This window comes from Streptomyces sp. G7(2002), from assembly GCF_028870195.1.
GTDB classification, from domain to species: Bacteria; Actinomycetota; Actinomycetes; order Streptomycetales; family Streptomycetaceae; genus Streptomyces; species Streptomyces nigrescens.
This window is the reverse complement of record NZ_CP102609.1, coordinates 5,448,654-5,472,023: the sequence shown is the minus strand read 5'-3', so window position 1 is coordinate 5,472,023 and position 23,370 is coordinate 5,448,654. Positions and strand designations below refer to the sequence as shown.

5 protein-coding genes are annotated in these 23,370 nt (G+C 73.5%); 4 read left to right on the top strand and 1 reads right to left on the bottom strand.

The annotated features are described in order from the left end of the window. The first annotated feature begins 3 nt into the window (after positions 1-3). The 4 genes from NUT86_RS23140 to NUT86_RS23125 all read left to right on the top strand — a co-directional run bounded on the left by NUT86_RS23140 (position 4) and on the right by NUT86_RS23125 (position 22,595). Positions 4-8,208, top strand: coding sequence for a non-ribosomal peptide synthetase (locus NUT86_RS23140; protein ID WP_274737426.1), 8,205 nt, complete (start codon positions 4-6; stop codon positions 8,206-8,208). A 70-nt stretch (positions 8,209-8,278) separates the two neighbouring features. Then, positions 8,279-16,150 (top strand): non-ribosomal peptide synthetase, encoded by a 7,872-nt coding sequence (locus NUT86_RS23135; RefSeq protein WP_274740586.1) that lies wholly within the window; start codon positions 8,279-8,281, stop codon positions 16,148-16,150. After that, positions 16,150-21,840: a non-ribosomal peptide synthetase gene (locus tag NUT86_RS23130; RefSeq protein ID WP_274737425.1), complete on the top strand. Its 5,691-nt coding sequence runs from the start codon at positions 16,150-16,152 to the stop codon at positions 21,838-21,840. The genes NUT86_RS23135 and NUT86_RS23130 overlap by 1 nt, the downstream gene beginning before the upstream one ends. Next, positions 21,837-22,595, top strand: a complete 759-nt coding sequence (locus tag NUT86_RS23125; RefSeq protein ID WP_018090027.1) for an aspartate/glutamate racemase family protein — start codon at positions 21,837-21,839, stop codon at positions 22,593-22,595. Before NUT86_RS23130 ends, NUT86_RS23125 begins: the two co-directional genes overlap by 4 nt. Here the strand turns inward: NUT86_RS23125 and NUT86_RS23120 are convergent. Next, positions 22,553-23,332 carry a thioesterase II family protein gene (locus NUT86_RS23120; protein WP_109891495.1) on the bottom strand — a complete coding sequence of 260 codons (780 nt, stop codon included), beginning with the start codon at positions 23,330-23,332 and terminating at the stop codon, positions 22,553-22,555. The two genes, NUT86_RS23125 and NUT86_RS23120, sit on opposite strands and share 43 nt — an antisense overlap. Between the last annotated feature and the right edge of the window lie 38 nt (positions 23,333-23,370).

Sequence of the window (23,370 nt, the reverse complement as noted above, 5' to 3'; positions counted from 1 at the left end):
CCGATGAGTGGTCCGAAGGCCCAGGCGCAGTGGCAGGGAAATGAGCGGCCCTTCGCCGCGCTGACGCTTCCCGAGCTCTTCGAGGACCAGGTGCGGCGGACTCCTGACGCGCCGGCGCTCGGCTGTGGTGACGAGCAGCTCACCTACCGCGAGTTGAACGCCCGCGCCAACCGGCTGGCCCGGCTGCTGACGGAGCGGGGCGTGGGCCCCGAGCGGATCGTCGCGGTCCTGGTGCCGCGCTCCCTCGAACTCGTGGTGTCGCTGCTGGCGGTGGCGAAGACGGGTGCCGCCTATCTGCCGATGGACACCGACTACCCGGTGGACCGTGTCGCCTTCATGCTGTCCGACGCCCGCCCGGCCTGCCTGCTCACCACTGCCGGGGCCGCGGAGGCGGCGGAGGGCTTCGACGGGCGGGCCGTGCTGCTGGACGATCCTGCCGTGATGCAGGCGCTGTCCCGGGCCGGGGAGACGGACCTCGGTGACGGGGAGCGGATATCGCCGCTGCGTCCGGCGCACCCTGCCTACGTCATCTACACCTCGGGCTCCACGGGCGTGCCGAAGGCGGTCGTGATCGAGCACCGTGCGCTCGCCGACTATCTCGGCTGGTCGCGGCAGACGTACCCGAGCGCCCGCGGCACCTCGCTGTGGCACTCGTCGGTGTCCTTCGACATGACCGTCACCTCGCTGTGGGTGCCGCTGGTCAGCGGTGGCCGGGTGCTGGCGGGCCCGCTGGAGGAGGACGCGTTCGGCGGAGCGCCGGAGTGCACCTTCCTCAAGGCCACGCCCAGCCATCTGCCGCTGCTCGATGTGCTCCCGGCGGGCTTCTCCCCGACCGAGGAGCTGATGCTGGGCGGTGAGGCGCTGATCGGTTCCGTTCTGGACGAGTGGCGGCGGCGTCACCCGGCGGCCACCGTGCTGAATGTGTACGGGCCGACCGAAGTGACCGTCAACGCGGCCGAGTTCCGGCTGGAGCCCGGTGAGCCGACCCCCGACGGTGTGCTGCCGCTGGGCCGGCTGATGGACAACGCGCGCGGCTATGTCCTCGACGCCGCTCTGCAGCCGGTCGGGGAGGGTGTCGCGGGTGAGCTCTACATCGCCGGCCCGGGGCTTGCGCGCGGTTATCTGGGGCGGGCGGGGCTGACGTCGGAACGGTTCGTCGCCGATCCGTACGGTGCGCCCGGCAGCCGGATGTACCGCACGGGCGACCTGGCACGGTGGCGGCCGGATGGTCAGCTGGAGTTCCTCGGCCGGACCGACCACCAGGTGAAGGTGCGCGGGCACCGGGTGGAGCTGGGGGAGATCGAGGCGGTGCTGATGCGGCATCCGCTGGTCTCCCGGACCGTGGTGCTGGTCCGGGAGGACCGCGAGGGCGACCAGCGGATCGTTGCCTATGTGACGGGGACGGGCGGCTCGGAAGCGCCCGAGCCGGCGGTGCTGCGGGAGCTGGTCGGGGAGTCGCTGCCGGAGTACATGGTTCCGTCGGCCGTGGTCGTGCTGGAGCAGTGGCCGCTGACGCCGAACGGCAAGGTGGACCGCGCTCAACTGCCCGCGCCTGACTATGCCTCCCAGGCGGAGAGCGGCGGGCGGGCACCGCGTAACGCCACCGAGGAGAGCCTCACCGGCCTCTTCGCCGACGTGCTCGGTCTGCCTGCCGTCACCATCGATGACAGCTTCTTCCACCTCGGTGGGCACTCCCTGCTCGCGACCCGCCTCATCAGCCGTATCCGTACCACCCTGCACGCCGAGATCCCGCTCCGTGCACTCTTCGAGTACCCCACCGTCGCTGAACTCGCGCCCCAGCTCGCCGGTGCACCCTCCACCCGCAGCCCCCTCGCGCCCGCCACCGCACGCCCGACGCACCTTCCGCTCTCCCCCGCCCAGCGCCGCCTCTGGTTCGCCTACCAGCTCGAAGGCCCCAGCCCCACCTACAACATCCCCCACGCCTTCCGGATCGGCGGGCCGCTCGACCACCCCGCCCTGGCCGCCGCGCTGGCCGACCTCGCCGAGCGGCACGAGCCGCTCCGCACCCGTATCGCCGAACACGATGGTGAGCCGCACCAGACCGTGCTCCCCGCCGGTCAGGCGCACCCCGGTCTCCCCCTCCTCGACACCAGCGAAGAGCAGCTCCCGCACGAACTCGCCGAGCAGGCCGCTCACGCCTTCGACCTCACCCGCGAAAACCCGTTCCGTGCCGCCCTGTTCCGTCTGGCCGAGGACGAGCACGTGCTGCTGCTCCTCACCCACCACATCGCCAGCGACGGCTGGTCCACGGCCCCGCTGCTCAAGGACCTCGGTGCCGCGTACACCGCTCGCCATCAGGGCGCGGCACCCACCTGGCGGCCGCTCGCCGTCCAGTACGCCGACTACACCCTCTGGCAGCGGGAGATCCTGGGCTCCGAGGGCGACCCGGAGAGTCTGATATCGGGCCAACTGGACTACTGGCGTGGCCAGTTGACGGGTCTGCCGGAGTTGCTGGAGCTGCCGCTCGACCGGCCCCGTCCCGCCGTCGCCAGCCATCGTGGCGCGAGCGTGCGCTTCGCGCTGGACGCCGAGCTGCACCAGGGGGTGGCGCGGCTGGCCCGGCAGTGTGATGTCACCGTTTTCATGGTCTTCCAGGCCGCGGTCGCCGCGTTGCTGTCACGGCTCGGGGCCGGCACCGACATCCCTGTGGGCACCGCCGTCGCCGGGCGCACGGATGACGCGCTCGACGAGCTCGTCGGTTTCTTCGTCAACACTCTGGTGCTGCGTACCGATGTCTCCGGCGATCCGACCTTCCGCGAACTGCTCGCCCGGGTCCGGGACACCGACCTGGCCGCCTACGCCCACCAGGACGTGCCCTTCGAGCGCGTCGTCGAGGCGGTCAACCCGGCGCGCACGCTCTCGCACACCCCGCTGTTCCAGACGATGCTCACCTCGCAGAACATCCCGGACCACGGCCCGGCCACGGCCGGCCTCGACGCCGTGCCCGAGGAGGTGCCGCGGCGGACCGCGCGGTTCGACCTGTCCTTCCACACCTGGGAGCGGCAGGCCGCCGACGGTGCGTGGGCCGGGGTGGACGGGCTGCTGGAGTACGCCACCGACCTCTTCGACGAGGGCACGGCCGAGGCGCTGGTCGCGCGGCTGGTCAGGCTGCTCGGCGCGGCCGTCGCCGGGCCCGATCTGCCGGTCGGGGAGCTGGAGCTGCTGACGCCCGCCGAGCGGGACCGGCTGCTGCACGAGTGGCAGGGCGAGCCGCGCGAGCTGTCCGAGCGGACGGTTCCGGAGCTGTTCGAGGAGCGGGCCGCGCGGCTGCCGGAGGCCACCGCCGTCGTGCACGAGGGCAGTGCGCTGACCTACCGCGAGCTGAACGAGCGGGCCAACCGGCTGGCCCGGGTGCTGGCCGCCCGGGGTGTGGGGCCGGAGAGCTATGTCGCCGTGGCGATGCCGCGGTCGGTGGACCTGGTGGTCGCGCTGATGGCCGTGCTGAAGGCCGGCGGCGCCTACCTGCCGCTGGACCCGTCCTATCCGGCGGAGCGGCTCGGCTTCATGCTGGAGGACGTGGCGCCGGTGCTGGTGCTGACCGGGCGCGGGGTGGTCGAGGAGGTTCCGGCGCCGTGCCCGCTGCTGCGGCTCGACGAGCCCGGTACGGCCGCCGAGGTGGCGGCGCAGTCGGCCGCCGACCTGACCGACGCGGATCGCAACGGGGCGCTGTCGCTGGACAACGCGGCCTTCGTGATCTTCACTTCGGGCTCGACCGGCCGTCCCAAGGGCGTCACGGTCCAGCACCGCTCCCTCGACGGCTATCTGTCCTGGACCCGGTCCGCGTACCCCGGCGTCGCGGGGACGGCGCTGGTGCACTCCCCCGTCGCCTTCGACCTCACGGCGACCGGTCTGTTCGCCCCGCTCACCTCGGGCGGCTGTGTGCAGCTGATCGAGCTGGACGCGTCCAGCGCGGCGGCCGAGGGCCAGCGCAGCCCCAGCTTCGTCAAGGCGACCCCGAGCCATCTGCCGCTGCTGATCGAGCTTCCGGACGCGTTCTCGCCCGATGAGCAGCTGGTGCTCGGCGGGGAGTCGCTGATGGGTGAGGTGCTGGACGAGTGGCGGGGCCGGCACCCCGGGGCGACCGTCATCAACGAGTACGGCCCGACGGAGACCACCGTCGGCTGCTCGGAGTACCGGATCGAGCCGGGGGACAGCGTCCCGGCGGGTGTGGTCACCATCGGCCGGCCCGTCTGGAACACCCAGATGTTCGTGCTGGACGCGCGGCTGCAGCCGGTCCCGGTGGGCAGCCCCGGTGAGCTGTACATCGCCGGAGACCTGGTGACGCGCGGCTATCACCGGCGTCCCGACCTGACCTCCACCCGCTTCGTCGCCAACCCCTTCGGTCCGCCCGGCAGCCGGATGTACCGGTCGGGTGACCTCGGCAGGTGGCGGGCGGACGGCCAGCTGGAGTTCATCGCCCGCGTCGACGACCAGGTCAAGCTCCGGGGCTTCAGGATCGAGCTCGGTGAGATCGAGGGCGTCCTCGGCGCCCACCCCGAACTCGCCCAGGCCGCGGTGATCGTGCGCGAGGACCGGCCCGGTGACAAGCGCCTGGTCGGCTACGCGGTGCCCGCCCCCGGGTGTTCCCCGGACCCGGCGGAGCTGCGCCGGTACGCCGCCGGGCAGCTGCCCGACTACATGGTGCCGGTGGCCTTCGTCCTGCTCGACGAGCTGCCGCTGACCGTCAACCGGAAGCTGGACCGCAGGGCGCTGCCGGTGCCCGACTACGGATCGGCGCGTGCCCCGGGCCGGGGGCCGCGCACCGCGCACGAGGAGATCCTCAGCGGCGCGTTCGCCGAGGTCCTGGGCCTGCCGCGGGTGGGCGTGGACGACAGCTTCTTCGATCTGGGCGGCCATTCGCTGCTGGCGACCCGGCTGATCGCCGGGCTGCGCGGCACGCTGGGCGTGGAACTGTCCATCCGGGCGGTGTTCGAGACGCCCACGGTGGCGGGGCTCGCGGCCCGGCTCGACGAGGCCGAGCGCGCCCGGCCCGCGCTGGTGGCGGCACACCGCCCGGAGCGGGTGCCGCTGTCGTTCGCCCAGCGGCGGCTGTGGTTCATCCACCGCCTCCAGGGCTCCAGCGTCACCTACAACATCCCCACCTGGATCCGGCTGACCGGTCCGCTGGACCACGACGCGCTGCGGGCCGCGGTCGCGGACGTGGTGGAGCGGCACGAGGTGCTGCGCACCGTCTACCCGGAGGAGGCCGGTGAGCCGTACCAGCGGGTCCTGCCGGCCGGTGAGCTCACCCCGGACGTGACCTTCGTCCCGGTGGCGGGCGAAGCGGAACTGACCGAGGCGCTCGCGCAGGCGGCCCTGCACCCCTTCGGGCTGGTCGGTGAACTCCCGCTCCAGGTCCGGGTGTTCTCGCTGAACGAGCGGGAGCATGTGCTGGCGGTGGTGATGCACCACATCGCGAGCGACGGCTGGTCCATGGCGCCGCTGGCCCGTGATCTGTCGGAGGCGTACGGCGCGCGTCTCGCGGGCGAGCGGCCCTCGCGCGGTGCGCTGTCCGTGCAGTACGCCGACTACGCGCTGTGGCAGCGGGAGCTGCTGGGGTCGGAGGAGGCCCCGGGCAGTGTGATCTCGCAGCAGCTGGCGTTCTGGGAGCGTGAGCTGGCCGGCGCCCCCGAGCTGATCCAGCTGCCGCTGGACCGGCCCCGCCCCGCGGTGGCCAGTCACCACGGCGGCAGTGTGCAGCTGGAGCTCGACCCCGAGCTGCACCGTCAGCTGGTCGCGCTGGCCCAGAGCTCCGGCGCCACGCTGTTCATGGTGCTGCACGCGGCGATCGCCGCGCTGCTGTCGCGGCTCGGGGCCGGCACCGACATCCCGGTCGGTACCGCCGTGGCGGGCCGTACGGACCAGGCGCTGGACGACCTCGTCGGGTTCTTCATCAACACCCTGGTGCTGCGCACCGATCTGTCCGGCGACCCGACGTTCCGCGAGCTGCTGGCCCGTGCGCGCAAGACCGACCTGGCGGCCTACGCCCATCAGGACGTGCCCTTCGAGCGGGTCGTCGAGGCCGTCAACCCGGACCGGGTGCTGTCCCATTCACCGCTCGTCCAGGTCGTGACGACGCTCCAGAGCTACCAGCAGGGCGCCCTGGACTTCCCCGGCACGGAGGCGACCGCACCCAAGGTCACCAACGAGATCGCCAAGTTCGACCTGATCTTCTTCTGGGAGGAGCGGCAGGACGCGGACCTGGTCCCGGACGGGATCGGTCTCGAAGTGAAGTACGCGACCGACCTGTTCGACCACCGGACCGCGGTGGACGTCGCGGACCGGCTGCTGCGGGTGCTGCGGGCGGCCGTCGCCGACCCGGACGGCATGGTCGGGCAGATCGAGATCCTCGCTCCGCAGGAGCGCGACCGGCTGCTCTCCGGCTCGAACGACACCCCCCGCGGTGAGGCCGGGGCGACCCTGCCCGCGCTCTTCGAGGCACAGGTGGCGCAGGCTCCGGACGCCCCGGCGCTGGTCCACGGGGACCGTACGTACCGCTACGCGGAGGTGGCGGAGCGGGTGAACCGGCTGGCCCGGCTGCTGGTGCAGCAGGGCGTGGGCCCGGAGCGGGTGGTGGCGCTGGCGCTGCCGAAGTCGGCGGACCTGATCGTGGCCATGCTGGCCGTGGTCACGGCGGGCGGGGCCTATCTGCCCGTCGACCCGGAGTACCCCGCCGAGCGGATCGCCTACATGCTCGACGACTCCCGTCCCACCTGCCTGATCACCCTCACGGACGTCGCCCTCCCCGAAACCGACTGCCCCCGCCTCCTGTTGGACGACCCCGTCGTCGTCGCCGACCTCAACGACGCGCCCACCACGCCCCTCGACGCCCGCGCCGAGCCCCGGCACCCCGCCTACGTCATCTACACCTCCGGCTCCACCGGCCGCCCCAAGGGCGTCGAGGTCACCCACGCCGGAGTGGCCGACCTGTCCGCCGCCGCGCGGGAGAACTACCTCCTCGACGGCGACAGCCGGGTGCTCCAGCTCTCCTCGCCCAGCTTCGACGCCTCGGTGATCGAGCTGGTCATGGCGCTCACCACCGGCGCCGCCCTGGTGGTCCCGGACGGACAGCCGCTGGCCGGTGAGGCGCTGGCGAAGGTCCTGCGGGACGCGCGGATCACCCACACGCTGATCCCGCCGGCCACCCTGGCGACGCTCCCGGACGGTGAACTGCCGGACCTGCGCACCCTGGTGACCGGCGCCGACGCGGTGAGCGTCGAGCTGGCGGGCCGCTGGGCCACCCGGTACCGCATGATCAACTCGTACGGTCCGACGGAGTCCACCGTCGCCGCCACGATGAGCCGCCCGCTGACCGGCGAGGGCGTCCCGCCCATCGGCGTCCCGGTCCCCAACACCCGGGTGTATGTGCTGGACGCGGGGCTGCGGCCGGTGCCGGCCGGTATCCCCGGTGAGCTGTACCTCGCCGGGCACGGCCTCGCGCGCGGCTACCGGAACCGGGGCGCGCTGACCGCGGAGCGCTTCGTGGCGAACCCGTACGGTGCGCCCGGGGAGCGGATGTACCGCACCGGGGACCTGGTGCGCTGGCGCGCCGACGGCGAGCTGGAGTACGTCGGCCGGACGGACGCCCAGGTGAAGGTGCGCGGCTTCCGTATCGAACTCGGCGAGATCGAGGCGGTGCTCGACGCCCATCCGCGGGTCAAGCAGACGGTGGCGCTGGTCCGCGAGGACAGCCCCGGCGACAAGCGCATCGTGGCGTACACCGAGCTGCTCCCGGAGCTGTCCGGTCCGGCCCCCGCCGAGGATCTGCTGGAGCAGATCTCCGGCAGCCTGCCCCGGCACATGGTGCCCTCCGCGGTCGTCGTGGTGGAGCAGTGGCCGCTGACGCCGAACGGCAAGGTCGACCGCAAGGCGCTGCCCGCCCCGGGCCGGCCGGCGCCGTCCGACGGGCACCAGGCCCCGCGGACACCGCGCGAGGAGACGCTCTGCACGCTCTACGCCGAGCTGCTCGGGCTGCCGGAGGTCGGCATCCACGACAGCTTCTTCCGGCTGGGCGGGCACTCCCTGCTGGCGACCAGGCTGATCAGCGGGGTCCGGGCCGCGCTCGGCGCCGAGGTCACCGTGCGGACGATCTTCGAGAATCCGACGGTCGCCCAGCTCGCTCAGCAGCTCGACGGCGCCCGCAAGGCCCGTCCTTCGCTCCGTTCCATGCGCCGCCGCCCGTCCTGAACCGCCGGTGGCGCCTTTGCCCGGCCGGTCCCTTTCTGTTCAGTTCCTTGAGGAGTCCGCTTTGTTCCCCATGTCGTTCGCCCAGCGCCGGCTGTGGTTCGCGTTCCAGCTGGAGGGACCCAGCCCGACGTACAACTGCCCCCTGTACGTCCGCCTGGCGGGCGAGCTGAACCGGGACGCGCTGGTGGCGGCGGTCGCGGACGTGACCGGCCGGCACGAGGTGCTGCGGACCCGGTTCGCGGAGGAGGCCGGTGAGCCCTGCCAGGTGGTGCTGTCCCCCGAGGAGGGGCGCCCGGAGGTCCGGCTCGTGGAGCTGTCCGGGGAGGCGGCGCTGACCGAGGCGCTGGCGGAGCAGGCGCGTTACTGCTTCGACCTCACCACCGAGGTGCCGCTGCGGGTCACGCTCTACCGGGTCTCCGAGCGGGAGCACGTCCTGCTGCTGCTGATGCACCACATCGCGGCCGACGGCTGGTCGATGGCGCCGCTGGCCCGTGACCTGTCGGAGGCGTACGCCGCCCGGTGCGCGGACGCCGGCCCGGAGTGGGAGCCGCTGCCGGTCCAGTACGCCGACTACGCGCTGTGGCAGCAGGACGTCCTGGGCTCCGAGGACGACCCGGAAAGCCTGCTGTCGGAACAACTCGGCTACTGGCAGCAGCAGTTGGCGGGCGCCCCGGAGCTGCTCGAACTGCCGCTGGACCATCCGCGTCCGGCGGCGGCGAGCCATCAGGGCGCGACGGTGCGCTACACCGTGGACGCGGAACTCCACCGGCGGCTGGTGGAGCTGGCCCGCGACTGCGACGCCACGGTCTTCATGGTCGTCCAGGCCGGACTGGCGGTCCTGCTGTCGCGGCTGGGCGCCGGCAGTGACATCCCGGTCGGGACCGCCGTGGCGGGCCGTACGGACGAGGCGCTGGACGACCTCGTCGGCTTCTTCGTCAACACCCTGGTGCTGCGCACCGATCTCTCCGGCGACCCGACCTTCCGGGAGCTCCTCGCCCGGGTCCGGGACACCGACCTGGCGGCCTACGCCCATCAGGACGTGCCCTTCGAGCGGGTGGTGGAGGCGGTCAACCCGGGCCGGTCGCTGTCCCACACCCCGCTGTTCCAGGTGCTGCTGACCCTGCAGAGCAATGCGGACAGCACCTTCTCCATCCCGGGCGTCGAGGCGTCCTTCGGCGATGTGGCGACCGGGGTCGCCAAGGTGGATCTCACCTTCTACCTGGAGGAGCGGTACACCCCGCAGCAGGCTCCGGCGGGCATGGTCGGCGAGATCCAGTACGCCGTCGATCTGTTCCGGGAGGAGAGCGCGCAGGTCCTGGCGCAGCGTCTGGTCCGGGTGCTCGAAGCGGTGACCGCGGCCCCGGACCGCGCGGTGAGCCAGGCGCCGGTCCTCGACGCGGCCGAGCACCGGCAGCTGATCGTGGAGCGCAACGCGACCGGCCGCGCGGTCCCCCCGGCGACGATGCCGGAGCTCTTCGAGACCTGGGCCGCGCACGATCCGCAGGCGCCCGCCGTGGTGTTCGAGGACCGGGTGCTGAGCTATGCGGAGGTGGCGGAGCGGGCGAACCGGCTGGCCCGGCTGCTGGTGCAGCGGGGCGTGGGACCGGAGCGGGTGGTGGCGCTCGCGGTGCCGCGCTCACCGGAGATGGTGGTGGCGGCGCTGGCGGTGCACAAGGCGGGCGGGGCGTATCTGCCCGTCGACCCGGAGTACCCCGCCGAGCGCATCGCCTACATGCTGGACGACGCCCGCCCCACCTGCCTGATCACCCTCACCGGCGTCGCCCTCCCCGAAACCGGCTGCCCCCGCCTCCTGTTGGACGACCCCGCCGTGGTCGCCACCCTGAACGAGCAGCCCGCCACCGCTCTCGCCCCCCGCGCCGGGCTCCAGCACCCCGCCTACGTCATCTACACCTCCGGCTCCACCGGCCGCCCCAAGGGCGTCGAGGTCACCCATGCCGGAGTGGCGTCGCTGGCGGCCACCCACGCCGAGGCGTTCGCGGTGGGGCCCCGGTCCCGGGTGCTCCAGTTCGCGTCGCTGAGCTTCGACGCGGCGGCCTGGGAACTGATCATGGCGCTCACCACCGGCGCCGCGCTGGTGGTGGCACCCGCGCCCCGGCTGGCACCCGGCGAGCCGCTGGCCCGGCTGCTGGCGGAACAGCGGGTCACCCATGCCACCCTGCCGCCCGCCGCGCTCGGCGTCATGGCGCCGGACAGCCTGCCGGCCGGTATGACGCTGGTGGTGGCGGGCGAGGCCTGCGCCCCGGAGCTGGTCGGCCGCTGGTCGGCCGGGCGACGGATGGTGAACGCCTACGGCCCGACCGAGGCCACGGTCTGCGCCACCATGAGCGAACCGCTGTCGGGCGCCCAGGTCCCGCCGATCGGCGGCCCGATCCTCAATGCGCGCGTCTACGTCCTGGACGCGTCGCTGCGTCCGGTGCCCGCGGGGGTCGCGGGCGAGCTGTATGTCACGGGCCCGGGGCTGGCGCGGGGTTATCTGGGGCGGCCTGGGCTGACGTCGGAACGGTTCGTCGCCGATCCGTACGGCGCGCCGGGCAGCCGGATGTACCGCACGGGCGACCTGGCACGGTGGCGGGACGACGGTCAGCTGGAGTTCCTCGGCCGCACCGACCACCAGGTGAAGATCCGCGGCTTCCGTATCGAACTCGGCGAGATCGAGGCGGCGCTCAGCGCCACCGGTCTGGTGGCCGAGGCGCTGGTCACGGTGCATGACGCCGCGGGCACCGGGCCCCGGCTGGTGGCCTATGTGACGGGTGCGGGCGGTGCGGAAGCACCCGACCCGGCGGCGCTGCGGGAGTTGGTCGCGGAGTCACTGCCGGACTACATGGTCCCGTCGGCCGTGGTCGTGCTGGAACAGTGGCCGCTGACGCCCAACGGCAAGGTGGACCGGGACCGACTGCCCGCGCCCGACTACGCCTCGGAGAGCGAAGGCCGGGCCCCGCGTAACTCCACCGAGGAAACCCTCACTGACCTCTTCGCCGACGTCCTCGGCCTGCCCGCCGTCACCATCGATGACAGTTTCTTCCACCTCGGCGGGCACTCCCTGCTCGCCACCCGCCTCATCAGCCGTATCCGCACCACCCTGCACGCCGAGATCCCGCTGCGCGCGCTCTTCGAGCACCCCACCGTCGCCGAACTCGCGCCCCGTCTCACCACCGCACACACGGCACGCACTCCGCTCACCGCCACCACTCCGCGCCCCGCGCTCCTTCCGCTCTCCCCCGCCCAGCGCCGCCTCTGGTTCGCCTACCGGCTCGAAGGCCCCAGCCCCACCTACAACATCCCCCACGCCCTGCGGCTCACCGGGCCGCTCGACCACCCCGCGCTCGCCGAGGCCCTCGCCGACCTCACCACGCGCCACGAAACCCTGCGCACCCGCATCACCGAGCACGAGGGCGAGCCCCACCAGGCCGTCCTCCCCGCCGACCAGGCACGCCCCGGCCTCCCCCTCCTCGACACCACCGAGGACCAACTCCCCCGCCTCCTCGCCGAGCAGGCCACCCACCCCTTCGACCTCACCCATGAAAACCCCCTGCGCGCCACCCTCTACCGCTTGGGCGAGCACGAGCACGTCCTGCTGCTCCTCATGCACCACATCGCCGGCGACGGCTGGTCCATCGCCCCCCTCCTCAAGGACCTCGCCACCGCCTACACCGCACGCCACCGGGGCACGGCACCCGCCTGGCAGCCGCTCACCGTCCAGTACGCCGACTACACCCTCTGGCAGCGGGAGCTCCTGGGCACCGAGGACGACCCGGAGAGCCTGATATCGGGCCAACTGGACTACTGGCGTGAGCAGTTGGCGGGCGCTCCGGAGCTTCTGGAGCTGCCGCTGGACCACCCCCGCCCCGCCGTCGCCTCGCACCGGGGCAGCACGGTCGAGCTGACCGTCGACGCCGAGGTCCACCAGGGGCTGGTCGCGCTCGCGCAGGCCACGGACTCCACGCTGTTCATGGTGCTGCACACGGCGGTCGCCGCGCTGCTGTCCCGGCTCGGCGCGGGCATCGACATCCCCGTGGGCACCGCCGTCGCCGGACGCACCGACGACGCCCTCGATGACCTCGTCGGCCTGTTCATCAACACCCTGGTGCTGCGCACCGATGTCTCCGGCGACCCGACCTTCCGCGAGCTCCTCGCCCGGGTCCGGGACACCGACCTGGCCGCCTACGCCCACCAGGACGTGCCCTTCGAGCGCGTCGTCGAGGCGGCACAGGTCTCCCGGGTGCTCTCGCACATCCCGCTGGCCCAGGTGATGCTGCACCTCCAGAACAACGCGGACGCACCGGTCGGCCTGCACGACGGGGTGCGGATGACGACCGAGCCGACCACGCTGGAGGCGGCCAAGTCCGATCTGTCCTTCGGACTGCGCGAGCGCTTCACCGAGGCCGGTGCACCCGCGGGCCTGACCGGCTCCCTGGAGTACGCCGAGGATCTCTTCGCGCGTGAGGGGGCGCGGGCTCTCGCCGAGCGGCTGGTACGGATGCTGGCGGCCGCCGCGGCCGCACCGGACCGCGCCGTGAGCGAGGCCGACCTGCTGGCGCCCGGTGAGCGGCACCGGCTGCTGGTGGAGTGGAACGGTGACGCCGTCGAGGCGGCCCCGGCGTCGCTTCCGCAGCTGTTCGAGGCCCAGGTGGCGCGTACCCCCGATGCCGTGGCGGTGGTGTACGAGGGGACGTCGCTGACCTACGGCGAGCTCAATGCGCGGGCGAACCGGCTGGCCCGGCTGCTGGTGGCGCACGGCGCCGGTCCGGAGCGCTTCGTGGCGCTCGCGCTGCCGCGGACCGCCGACCTGGTCGTGGCGCTGCTGGCGGTGGTGAAGTCCGGGGCGGCGTATGTGCCGGTGGACCCGTCCTACCCGGCGGACCGGACCTCCTACATGCTCGCCGACGCCGGCCCCGAGCTGCTGGTGAGCACCGCCGAGGCCGCCGCCGGGCTGCCGGAATCCCGGCCCCGGACGCTGCTGCTGGACGACCCCGGCGTCGTCCGTGCGCTGGCGGAGTACGACACCGGCGACCTGAGCGACGAGGACCGCGGCGGCCCCCTGTCGCCGTCGAACGCCGCGTATGTCATCTACACCTCGGGATCGACCGGCCGCCCCAAGGGCGTCGTCGTTCCGCACCGCAATGTCGCGCGGCTGTTCGCGGCGACCGAGGAGTGGTTCGGCTTCGGCCCGGACGACGTGTGGACGCTGTTCCACTCGTACGCCTTCGACTTCTCGGTGTGGGAACTGTGGGGGCCGCTGCTGTACGGCGGCCGGCTGGTCGTGGTGCCGTACGCGGTGAGCCGTTCCCCGGAGGACTTCCTGCGGCTGCTGGGGGCCGAGCGGGTGACGGTCCTCAACCAGACGCCGTCGGCGTTCTACCAGCTGATGCAGGCAGACGCGGAACACCCCGATCTCGGCCGCCAACTGGCGCTGCGCCGCGTGGTGTTCGGCGGGGAGGCGCTGGATCTGGGACGGATGGCCGAGTGGTACCGCCGCCACGGGGACACCGCTCCGGTCCTGGTGAACATGTACGGGATCACCGAGACCACCGTGCACGTCAGCCATCTGCCGCTGGACGAGCGGGCGGTGGCCGGGCAGACGCGGAGCCTGATCGGCCGGGGCATCCCGGATCTGCGGGTGTACGTGCTGGGCGACCGGCTGGAGCTGCTGCCGCCCAACGTGCCCGGTGAGATGTATGTGGCGGGTGCCGGGCTGGCTCGCGGTTATCTGCATCAGTCCGCCCTCAGCGCCGAGCGGTTCGTGGCCGACCCGTTCGGCCCGCCGGGCGCCCGGATGTACCGCACCGGTGACGTGGCCCGCTGGACGGCCGACGGGCAGCTCGAATACCTCGGGCGGGCCGACGACCAGGTGAAGGTGCGCGGTTTCCGCATCGAACTCGGGGAGATCGAGGCGGCCTTCGAGTCCCATGCGGCGGTGGCGCAGGCCAGGGTCGTCGTCCGGGAGGACGGGCCCGGTGAGAAGCGGCTGGTCGCCTACGTGGTCGCGGAGGCCGGGGCGGGCGGGCTCCCCGCCGCGGGTGTGCTGCGGGCGCATGTGTCCGGGTCGCTGCCGGACTACATGGTTCCGGCCGCCGTCGTCGCCCTGGACGCCCTGCCGCTGACGGCCAACGGCAAGCTCGACCACAAGGCGCTGCCCGCGCCCGAGTACACCGGCAGCACCGGCGGGCGGGCCCCGCGCACCGCCCGTGAGGAGACCCTGTGCCGGGTCTTCGCGGAGGTGCTCAGCGTGCCGCGGGTCGGGATCGACGACAGCTTCTTCGAGCTCGGTGGGGACAGCATCAGCTCCATCCGGCTGGTCTCCCAGGCGCGTGCCGCGGGGCTGGACGTGACGGTCCGGCAGGTCTTCCAGTGCCGTACGGTCGCCGCGCTCGCCGCCGTCGCCACCGAGATCACCGGGGACAGCGCGCCGCGCCCGGCGGACGACGGTGTGGGCGACTTCCCCCTGACGCCGATCATGCACTGGCTGTACGAGCAGGACGGGCCCACGGACGGCTTCAACCAGTCGGTGACGGTCCGGGTCCCGGCCGGGCTCGGGGAACGGCGGCTCACCGACGCCGTACAGAGCTGGCTCGACCACCACGCCGTCCTGCGGCTGCGGATGGCACGGACCGGGGACGGCGCGCCCCGGCCGGTGACCGGCGCGCCCGGCTCCGTCCCCGCGGACTCCGTCGTGCACCGGGTGGAGATCGCCGGACTGCCGGGCGGCGAACGGGACCTGGCGCTCGCCGAGCACGGGGAGAAGGCGCGGCTGCGGCTCTCCCCGCACGACGGATCCGTGGTCCAGCTCGTCTGGTACGACGCCGGGGACACGGCACCGGGACTGCTCCAGATCCTGATCCACCACCTCGCGGTGGACGGGGTCTCCTGGCGCATCCTGCTGCCCGATCTGCAGACGGCCTGGGAGGCCGCGGCGGACGGACGGACCCCGGCGTTCGCCGAGGTGCGCACCTCGTTCCGCCAGTGGGCCCGGCGGCTGGCCGAGAGCGCGCAGGAGCCCCGGTGGGAGGGCGGCCTCGCGCAGTGGACCTCGGTCCTCAGCGACCCGTCGGCCGCCGGCCCGCTGCCCGGCGTACGGCCGCTGGACCCGCGGACCGACACGGCGGAGACCGTGCGCCATCTGACGCTCGACCTGCCGTCGGAGCGCCTCGAACCGCTGCTGACGACGGTCCCGGCGGCCTTCCACGCGAACGTGAACGACGTCCTGCTGACCGGCTTCGCCCTCGCCGTCCTGGAGTGGCGCCGCCGGCGCGGGGACCGCTCGGCCACGGGCGTCCTGGTCGACCTGGAGGGCCACGGCCGCGAGGACATCCTGGAAGGCGCGGACCTTTCCGCCACCGTCGGCTGGTTCACCAGCCTCTACCCGGCGCTGCTGGCCCCCGCTCCCCTCGACTGGGCGGAGCTGCGGGCGGGCGGCCCCGGCGTGGGAGCCGCGCTGAAGGCGGTCAAGGAGCAGCTGCGGGCGCTGCCGGGCAACGGGGTCTCGTACGGCATGCTCCGCCACCTCAACCCGCGCACCGCACCGCTGCTCGCCGAACTCCCCACCCCGCAGCTCGGGTTCAACTACCTGGGCCGGTTCACCGCGGCGGGCGGGACCGACGGCGGGCTGTGGACCATGGCGAACGGTCTGCCCTCCCCCGCCCCGCGCGACGCCGGGGCCGCGGTCCCGCACGCGCTGGAGGTCAACGCGCTCACCGAGGACCTGCCCGGCGGCCCGCGGCTGAACGCCACCTGGTCCTGGCCGGCCGGTCTCCTCCCGGAGCCGGACGTACGAGAACTCGCCGAGCTCTGGTTCGAGGCGCTGGACGCCCTGGTCGTCCACACCGCCAGCGCCGAAACCGGCGGCCACACACCCTCCGATCTCTCCCTCGGGCTCTCCCAGGACGAGATCGACGCACTTGAAGCAGAACTGGGGATGCTCTGATGAAAAAGCAGTCCGCGCTGGAAGACGTCCTTCCGCTGACGCCTCTCCAGGAAGGCATGTTCTTCCACTCCTGGTACGACGACGAGGCGGTCGACGTCTACGGCGTCCAGATGGTCCTCGCCCTCGACGGACCGCTGCGCCCGGACCTGCTCAAGGCATCGGTGGCGGCGCTCCTGAAGCGGCACCCCAACCTGCGGGCGGGCTTCCGGCAGCGGGCGAACGGGCAGCCGTTCCAGGTGATCCACCGCGAGGTGCCGCTCCCCTGGGAAGAGCTCGACCTGGGGGCCGCGGACGACGCCCCGCAGCGGCTGGCGGAGTTCCTCACCGCCGACCGCGCCCGGCGTTTCCCGCTCGACCGTCCGCCGCTGATGCGGTTCACCCTGGTGCGGCTCGGTCCTGACCGGCACCGGCTGGTGATCTCCAACCACCATCTGCTGCTGGACGGCTGGTCCACCCCGATCCTCGTACGGGAGCTGTTCACCCTCTACGAGCACGGGGGCGACGACCGGGCCCTGCCGCCGGTCGTGCCGCACCGGACCTACTTCAGCTGGCTGGCCGCCCAGGACGACGCCGGGTGCGAACGGGCGTGGCAGCAGGCGCTCGACGCCCTGCCCGGCCCCTCGCTGGTGGCGCCCGCCGACCCGGGCCGGGCGCCCGTCGCGCCGGAGCGGGTGGTGGCCGCGTTCCCCGAGGGCTTCGGCGGTGACCTCGACCGCTTCGCCCGGCAGCGCGGGCTGACCGTGAACACCCTGGTCCAGGGCGCCTGGGCGGTGGTCCTCGGCCGGCTCACCGGCCGCGACGACGTGGTCTTCGGGACCCTGGTCTCCGGCCGCCCGCCGGAGGTCACCGGGATCGAGACGATGGTCGGGATGTTCATCAACACCGTCCCGGTCCGGGTACGGCTCGCCCCGGACGCCCCGGTGGCGGACAGCCTCGAACGGCTCCAGGACGAACAGACCGCGCTGCTCAGCCGGCACCACCTCAGCCTCGCGCGCATCCAGCGCCTGGCCGGGACCGGCGATCTCTTCGACACCTTCATGGTGTTCGAGAACGCCCCCGGGGACGACGGCACCCGGCCCTCGTACGCGGGGGTGCGGGTCGAGGTCGTCGAGGGGCATGACTCCGCGCACTACCCGCTGCGGGTGGTCGCCGGTCTCACCGGGCAGCGGCTGCAGGTCGAGCTCGAATACCGTCCCGACCTCTTCGACCGGGACGAGGCCGAGGCCGTACTCGGCGCGCTGGAAGGCGTGCTGGGCGAGATCGTGGCCGGTCCCGGGCAGCCCGTGGCCGACCTCGCCTGCCCGCTGCCGGCCGCCTTCCGGCGCCTGGACTCCGGCGCCCCGGCTCCGGAGACCGGCACCGCCGGCGAGGCCGAGGCGCTGCCCCCGGTCGCCAGGACGGCGTACTCGGCCACCGAGGAGATCCTCCGCGGCCTCTTCGAGAGCGTGCTGGGCCGCCCGTGCCCGGGTGTCGACGACAGCTTCTTCACCCTGGGCGGGCAGTCGCTCACCGCGATCCGGCTGCTCAGCCGGATCCGCGCCGCCTTCGGTGTGGAGCTGCCGGTGCGGTCCGTCTTCGAGTCGCCGACCGTGGCCGGGCTGGCCGTGCGGCTGGCGCAGGCGGACACCACACGCCCGGCCCTGGTGCGGGCCGCGCGCCCGGAGCAACTGCCGATGTCGTACGCCCAGCGCGGCCTGTGGTTCGCCTTCCAGCTGGAGGGCCCGAGCCCGACGTACAACATCCCGCTGCCGCTGCGCCTGCGCGGCGCGCTGGACCGGGAGGCACTGCGGGCCGCCGTGGGGGACGTGGTCGAGCGGCACGAGTCGCTGCGCACCCGGTTCGCGGACGTGGACGGTGAGCCGTGCCAGGTGGTGCTGCCCGCCGAGGAGGCCCGCCCGGAGCTGGAGTTCGTCACGCTCGACGGCGAGGAGCGGCTGGCCGCCGCCCTGGCCGAGCGGACCGGGCACGGATTCGACCTGGCCGGGGAGCTCCCGCTGCGGGTGACGCTGCTGCGGATCTCGGACCGTGAGCATGTGCTGCTGCTCCTCATGCACCACATCGCGAGCGACGGTTCCTCGCTGGCGCCGCTGGTCCGGGACCTGTCCGTGGCGTACGGGGCGCGGCAGCGGGGCGGCGCGCCCCGGTGGCAGCCGCTGCCGGTGCAGTACGCCGACTATGCGCTGTGGCAGCGTGAGCTGCTGGGCTCCGAGGACGACCCGGAGAGCGTGCTGGCGCAGCAACTCACCTACTGGGGCGAGCAGTTGGCGGGCGCGCCGGAGCTGCTGGACCTGCCGCTGGACCGTCCCCGCCCGGCGGTCGCCAGCCACCGCGGCACGACGGCGCCGTTCGCCCTGGACGCCGCGACGCACGAGCGGCTCGTCGAGCTGGCCCGGCGGTCCGACGCCACGGTCTTCATGGTGCTCCAGGCCGGACTCGCCCTCCTGCTGTCGCGGCTCGGCGCGGGCAGCGACATCCCGGTCAGCACCGTGGTGGCGGGGCGCACCGACGAGGCGCTGGAGGAGCTGGTCGGCTACTTCGTCAACAACCTCGTGCTGCGCACCGACGTGTCGGGCGATCCGACCTTCCTGGAGCTGCTGGGGCGCATCCGCGAGACCGACCTGGCCGCGTACGCGCACCAGGACGTGCCCTTCGAGCGGGTCGTCGAGGCGGTCAATCCCACCCGGACGCTGTCCCACGCCCCGCTCGCCCAGGTGGCGCTCATCCTCCAGAACACCGGCAGCGCCACGCTGGAACTGCCGGGCCTCGCCGTCTCCTTCGAGGGGGAGGCCGAAGGGGCCGCCAAGGTCGACCTCGCGTTCAACCTGAGCGAGTCCCGTACGGCCGAGGGCCGCCCGGCGGGTATCGGCGGGATGCTCGAATTCGCCGAGGACCTCTTCGACCCGGCGACCGCGCGGCTGATCACCGAACGTCTGGTGCGGGTGCTGGCGCATGCCTCGGCCGCCCCCGAGCTGCCGGTCAGCCGTCTGGAGGTGCTCTCCGCCGAGGAGCGTGACGCACTGCTCCAGGACGGGCCGCACCGTCGCCCCGCCCCGCCGGCGGCCACCTTCCCCGAGCTGTTCGAGCGCCAGGTGCGCCGCGCCCCGGACCGCCCCGCGCTGGAGGCGGACGGTGTGCTGAGCTACGCGGAACTCAACGCGCGGGCCAACCGGCTGGCGCGGCTGCTCATCGCGCGCGGCGCGGGTCCCGAGCGCGCGGTCGCGGTCGCGCTGCCGCCGTCCGGGCACCTGGTGGAGGCCGTCCTCGCGGTGCAGAAGGCCGGTGCGGTCTATCTGCCGCTGGACCCGGGCTATCCGGCGGAGCGGCTGGCCGCGATGGTTTCGGACGCCGGTCCCGTCCTGCTGCTGACCACGGCGCCGCTCGCCGGGCGGCTGCCGGAGACCGGTGCGGTGCCGGTGCTGCTGGTGGACGACGCCGAGGTCGTCGCCGCGTGCGGGGAGCTGTCCGGCGCGGACCTCGTGGACGCCGAGCGGACCGTCCCGCTGCGGCTCGACCACCCGGCGTACACCATCTTCACCTCCGGCACCACGGGCCGCCCCAAGGGCGTCGTGGTCACCCACACCGGCCTGGCCGCGTTCGCCGCCAACCAGGCCGCGCACTACGGCGTCGAGGAGGGCAGCCGGGCACTGCAGCTCGCCTCGCCCAGCTTCGACGTCTCGGTGGCGGAGCTCTTCTGGTCGCTGCTGTGCGGCGGGTGCCTGGTCGTGCCGGAGGGCACTCCCACGGGCGCCGAGCTGGTCGGGGTCCTCCGGGAGCGCCGGATCAGCCATCTGATGATCCCGCCCTCGGTCCTGGCCGAAGTGCCCCGGGCCGACCTGCCGGAGCTGCGCGTGATGATCACCGGCGCCGAGGTGCTGCCCGGGGAGCTGGCCGCGTTCTGGGGCCGGGACCGGATGCTGATCAACGCGTACGGCCCCACCGAGGCCACCTGCGACGTCAGCTTCGCGATCCGCGACCCGCGGACCGCGGACGGGGCGGCGGACGGGGCGGCGGTCATCGGGCGTCCGATCGACGGCGCCCGGGTGTATCTGCTCGACCCGGCCCTGCAGCCGGTCCCGGCCGGTGTGGTCGGCGAGTTGTACGTCTCCGGCACCGGCGTGGCCCGCGGCTATCTGCACCAGCCGGCGGTGACCGCGGACCGCTTCGTCGCCGACCCCTTCGGCGCCCCCGGGTCCCGGATGTACCGCACCGGTGACCTGGCGTACTGGGACGGCGAAGGGCAGCTCAGGTTCTGCGGCCGGGCCGACAGCCAGGTCAAGGTGCGCGGCTTCCGTATCGAACTCGGCGAGGTGCAGGCGGCGGTGAGCCGGTGCGCCGGGGTGGGCCGCGCCGTGGTGACGGTCCGCGAGGACCGGCCCGGCGACCGCCGTCTGGTGGCCTACGTCCAGCAGGCGCCGGACGGGCCGCCGTTGAGCCCGGCGGCGGTGCGGGACGAGACCGCCGCGCTGCTGCCGTCGTACATGACGCCCTCGGCGTTCGTCGTCGTCGACAGCTGGCCGCTGACGCCCAACGGCAAGCTCGACCACCGGGCGCTGCCGGCGCCCGCCCAGGTCACCGGGCAGCCCACCCGGCCGCCGGCCTCCCCGCAGGAGGAGCTGCTGTGCCGGCTCTTCGCGGAGGTCCTGGGCGCCGAACAGGTCGGCGTGGACGACAACTTCTTCGAGCTGGGCGGGCATTCGCTGCTGGCCACCCGGCTGGTGAGCCGGCTCACGGCGCTCCTGGGAGGCGCCCCGGCGCTGCGGGACGTCTTCGCCGCGCCGACCCCGGCCCGGCTCGCCGCCCAGCTCGACGGCGGCGGCACCAGCGCGTTCGAGGTGATGCTGCCGCTGCGCACGGCGGGCAGCACGGCGCCGCTGTTCTGTGTGCACCCGGTCGCCGGATTCAGCTGGCGCTACTCGGCGCTGCTCGGCGCGCTGAGCACCGAGCACCCGGTGTACGCCCTGCAGTCCCGGGGCCTGGACGGCACGGAGCCGCCCGCCCGCTCCCTCGACGAGATGGCCGAGGACTACATCCGCGAGATCCGCCGGGTGCAGCCCGAGGGCCCGTACCACCTGCTGGGCTGGTCGCTCGGCGGGATCATGGCGCATGCGGTGGCCACCGCGCTCCAGGCGCAGGGCCAGGAGGTGGCGCTGCTCGCCGTGCTCGACGCCTACCCGGCGCCGGCCGACGGCCCCGGCACGGGCGGGCCCGAGGAGATCCTCACGCAGATGTACGAGGGCTACGCCGGGATCTACGGTCTGCCCGAGGGCGCCTCACCGGAGCTGCCGGACACCGACGTGATGCGGGCCCGGATCACCGACTGGCTGGGCCGCGGTGAGAGCGAGCTGCGCCATCTCGACGACGGGCAGCGGGCGGTGGCGCTGGACATCATGGTGAACAACGTGGCGCTCACCAACGCGCGCCGCCTCGACCGGTTCCGCGGCACGATGCTGCTGGTGGTGGCCACCCGCAATCAGCAGAAGTGGACCAGCCCGCAGGCGTGGAAGGAGTTCCTCGACGGCGAGCTGGACATCCACGAGGTGGACTGTGAGCACGCCAAGATGCTGGAGCCGGAGCCGGCCGCCGACATCTGCGCCGTCCTCGCGCCGCGGATCGCCGGGCCGGGGAGCGCCACGGCCGGTGCGACGCCGGGGAGCACCACGGCCGGTGCGACGCCGGGGAGCACCCGATGACCACCTCGGTGCTCCCCGCCGCGGGAGCCCTGGGCGTCCTGGGCGGGATGGGCCCGCTGGCCTCGGCCGAGTTTCTCAGGACGCTGTACGCCGGTGAGTGGCACGGGCCCGAGCAGTCCCGTCCGCGGGTGCTGCTGGACTCCGACCCGGCCTTCCCCGACCGCACCGAGGCCATCCGGCAGGGCAGGGCGCGGGAGATGACCGAGCGGCTGGAGGACCGGCTGTCCCAGCTGCTGGAGCGGGGCGCCGACCAGGTGGTCGTGGTGTGCTTCACCGCGCACCACTTCCTCCCCCTGGTCGATCCGGTGCTGCGCGGGCGGGTGGTGTCCCTGGTGGAGACCACGGCGGCCGAACTGGCCGGTGCCACCGGCCGGTTCCTGATGCTGTCCACGGACGGCAGCCGCCGCGCGCGGATCTTCGAGTCGCAGCCCGGCTGGGACGCCGTGGCCCACCGGGTGGTGCGCCCCGGCGAGGACGATCAGGCCCGGGTCCACCGCCTCATCTACCGGATGAAGCGCTACGGTCCGCTGCCGCACGAGGCGCTGCCGGAAGTGGAGCGCCTCATGCAGCGCCACGACTGCACGGGCGTCGTGCTCGGCTGCACCGAATTCCACCTGGTCTCACGGGACCTGACGGAACGCTACGGCCCGGACCGGACGGTGGACGCCCTGCGCACCCTCGCCGTCCGCTTCTCGGCGGGTCTGCCGGCCCCTCAGCGGCTGGTGAGCAGCCTGCCCACCTCGGCCACCAGATAGGGGGCCTGCTCCAGCAGGTAGAAGTGGTCACCGGACAGGATCCGCAGCCCGAAGTCCCCGTCCGTCACCTCCGACCAGGCCCGCATGTCCGCCTCGTGGACATGCGGGTCGCGGTCGCCGAGCAGGGCGGTCACCGGCACCCCGAGCCGGGGCGGCGGACCGGCCGGCCGGTAGTCGTCGATCAGCCGGTAGTCGGAGCGGATGGCGGGCAGCAGCAGCTCCCGCAGATCGGGGTGGTCGAGGGCGGCGGAGAACGTACCGCCGAGCTCCATGACATCGCGCACCAGCACCTCGTCGCTCTCCCGCGAGAGCCCGGTGGGCCGCAGCCGGGACGGTGCGCTGCGGCTGGAGACCAGCAGTCTGCTCAGCACCCGCCCGTGGCGCCGCTCGATCCGCATCGCCACCTCGTGCGCGACCGAAGCACCCATGCTGTGCCCGAAGAAGGCCAGCGGCCGGTCCAGGGCGGGCACCAGCTCCTCGGCGATCCGGCCGGCCAGCTCGTCCATCGTCTCGACGGAGGGCAGCGCTATCCGGTCCTCCCGCCCGGGATAACAGATAGCGACCACCTCGATATCCGCCGGCAGCCACTGCGGCCAGTCGCGGAAGAAGCTGGCAGCGCCGCCGGCGTGCGGAAAGCAGACCAGCCGCATGCGGGGGTCCGCCACGGGCCGGGGACGGCGGAACCACTCCTGGTCGAGGGCGCGGTGCGGCCCCCTCGCGGCACGGGAAACAGTCATGGTCAACCCTTCGGGGAGATACGGCACAGGGGAGGTAC

Excerpts from the sequence above, each read along its gene's own strand:
- NUT86_RS23135 (WP_274740586.1), top strand. The coding sequence starts at position 8,279 with ATGTCGTTCGCCCAGCGCCGGCTGTGGTTCGCGTTCCAGCTGGAGGGA.
- NUT86_RS23140 (WP_274737426.1), top strand. The coding sequence starts at position 4 with ATGAGTGGTCCGAAGGCCCAGGCGCAGTGGCAGGGAAATGAGCGGCCC.
- NUT86_RS23130 (WP_274737425.1), top strand. The coding sequence starts at position 16,150 with ATGAAAAAGCAGTCCGCGCTGGAAGACGTCCTTCCGCTGACGCCTCTC.
- NUT86_RS23120 (WP_109891495.1), bottom strand. The coding sequence starts at position 23,332 with ATGACTGTTTCCCGTGCCGCGAGGGGGCCGCACCGCGCCCTCGACCAG.
- NUT86_RS23125 (WP_018090027.1), top strand. The coding sequence starts at position 21,837 with ATGACCACCTCGGTGCTCCCCGCCGCGGGAGCCCTGGGCGTCCTGGGC.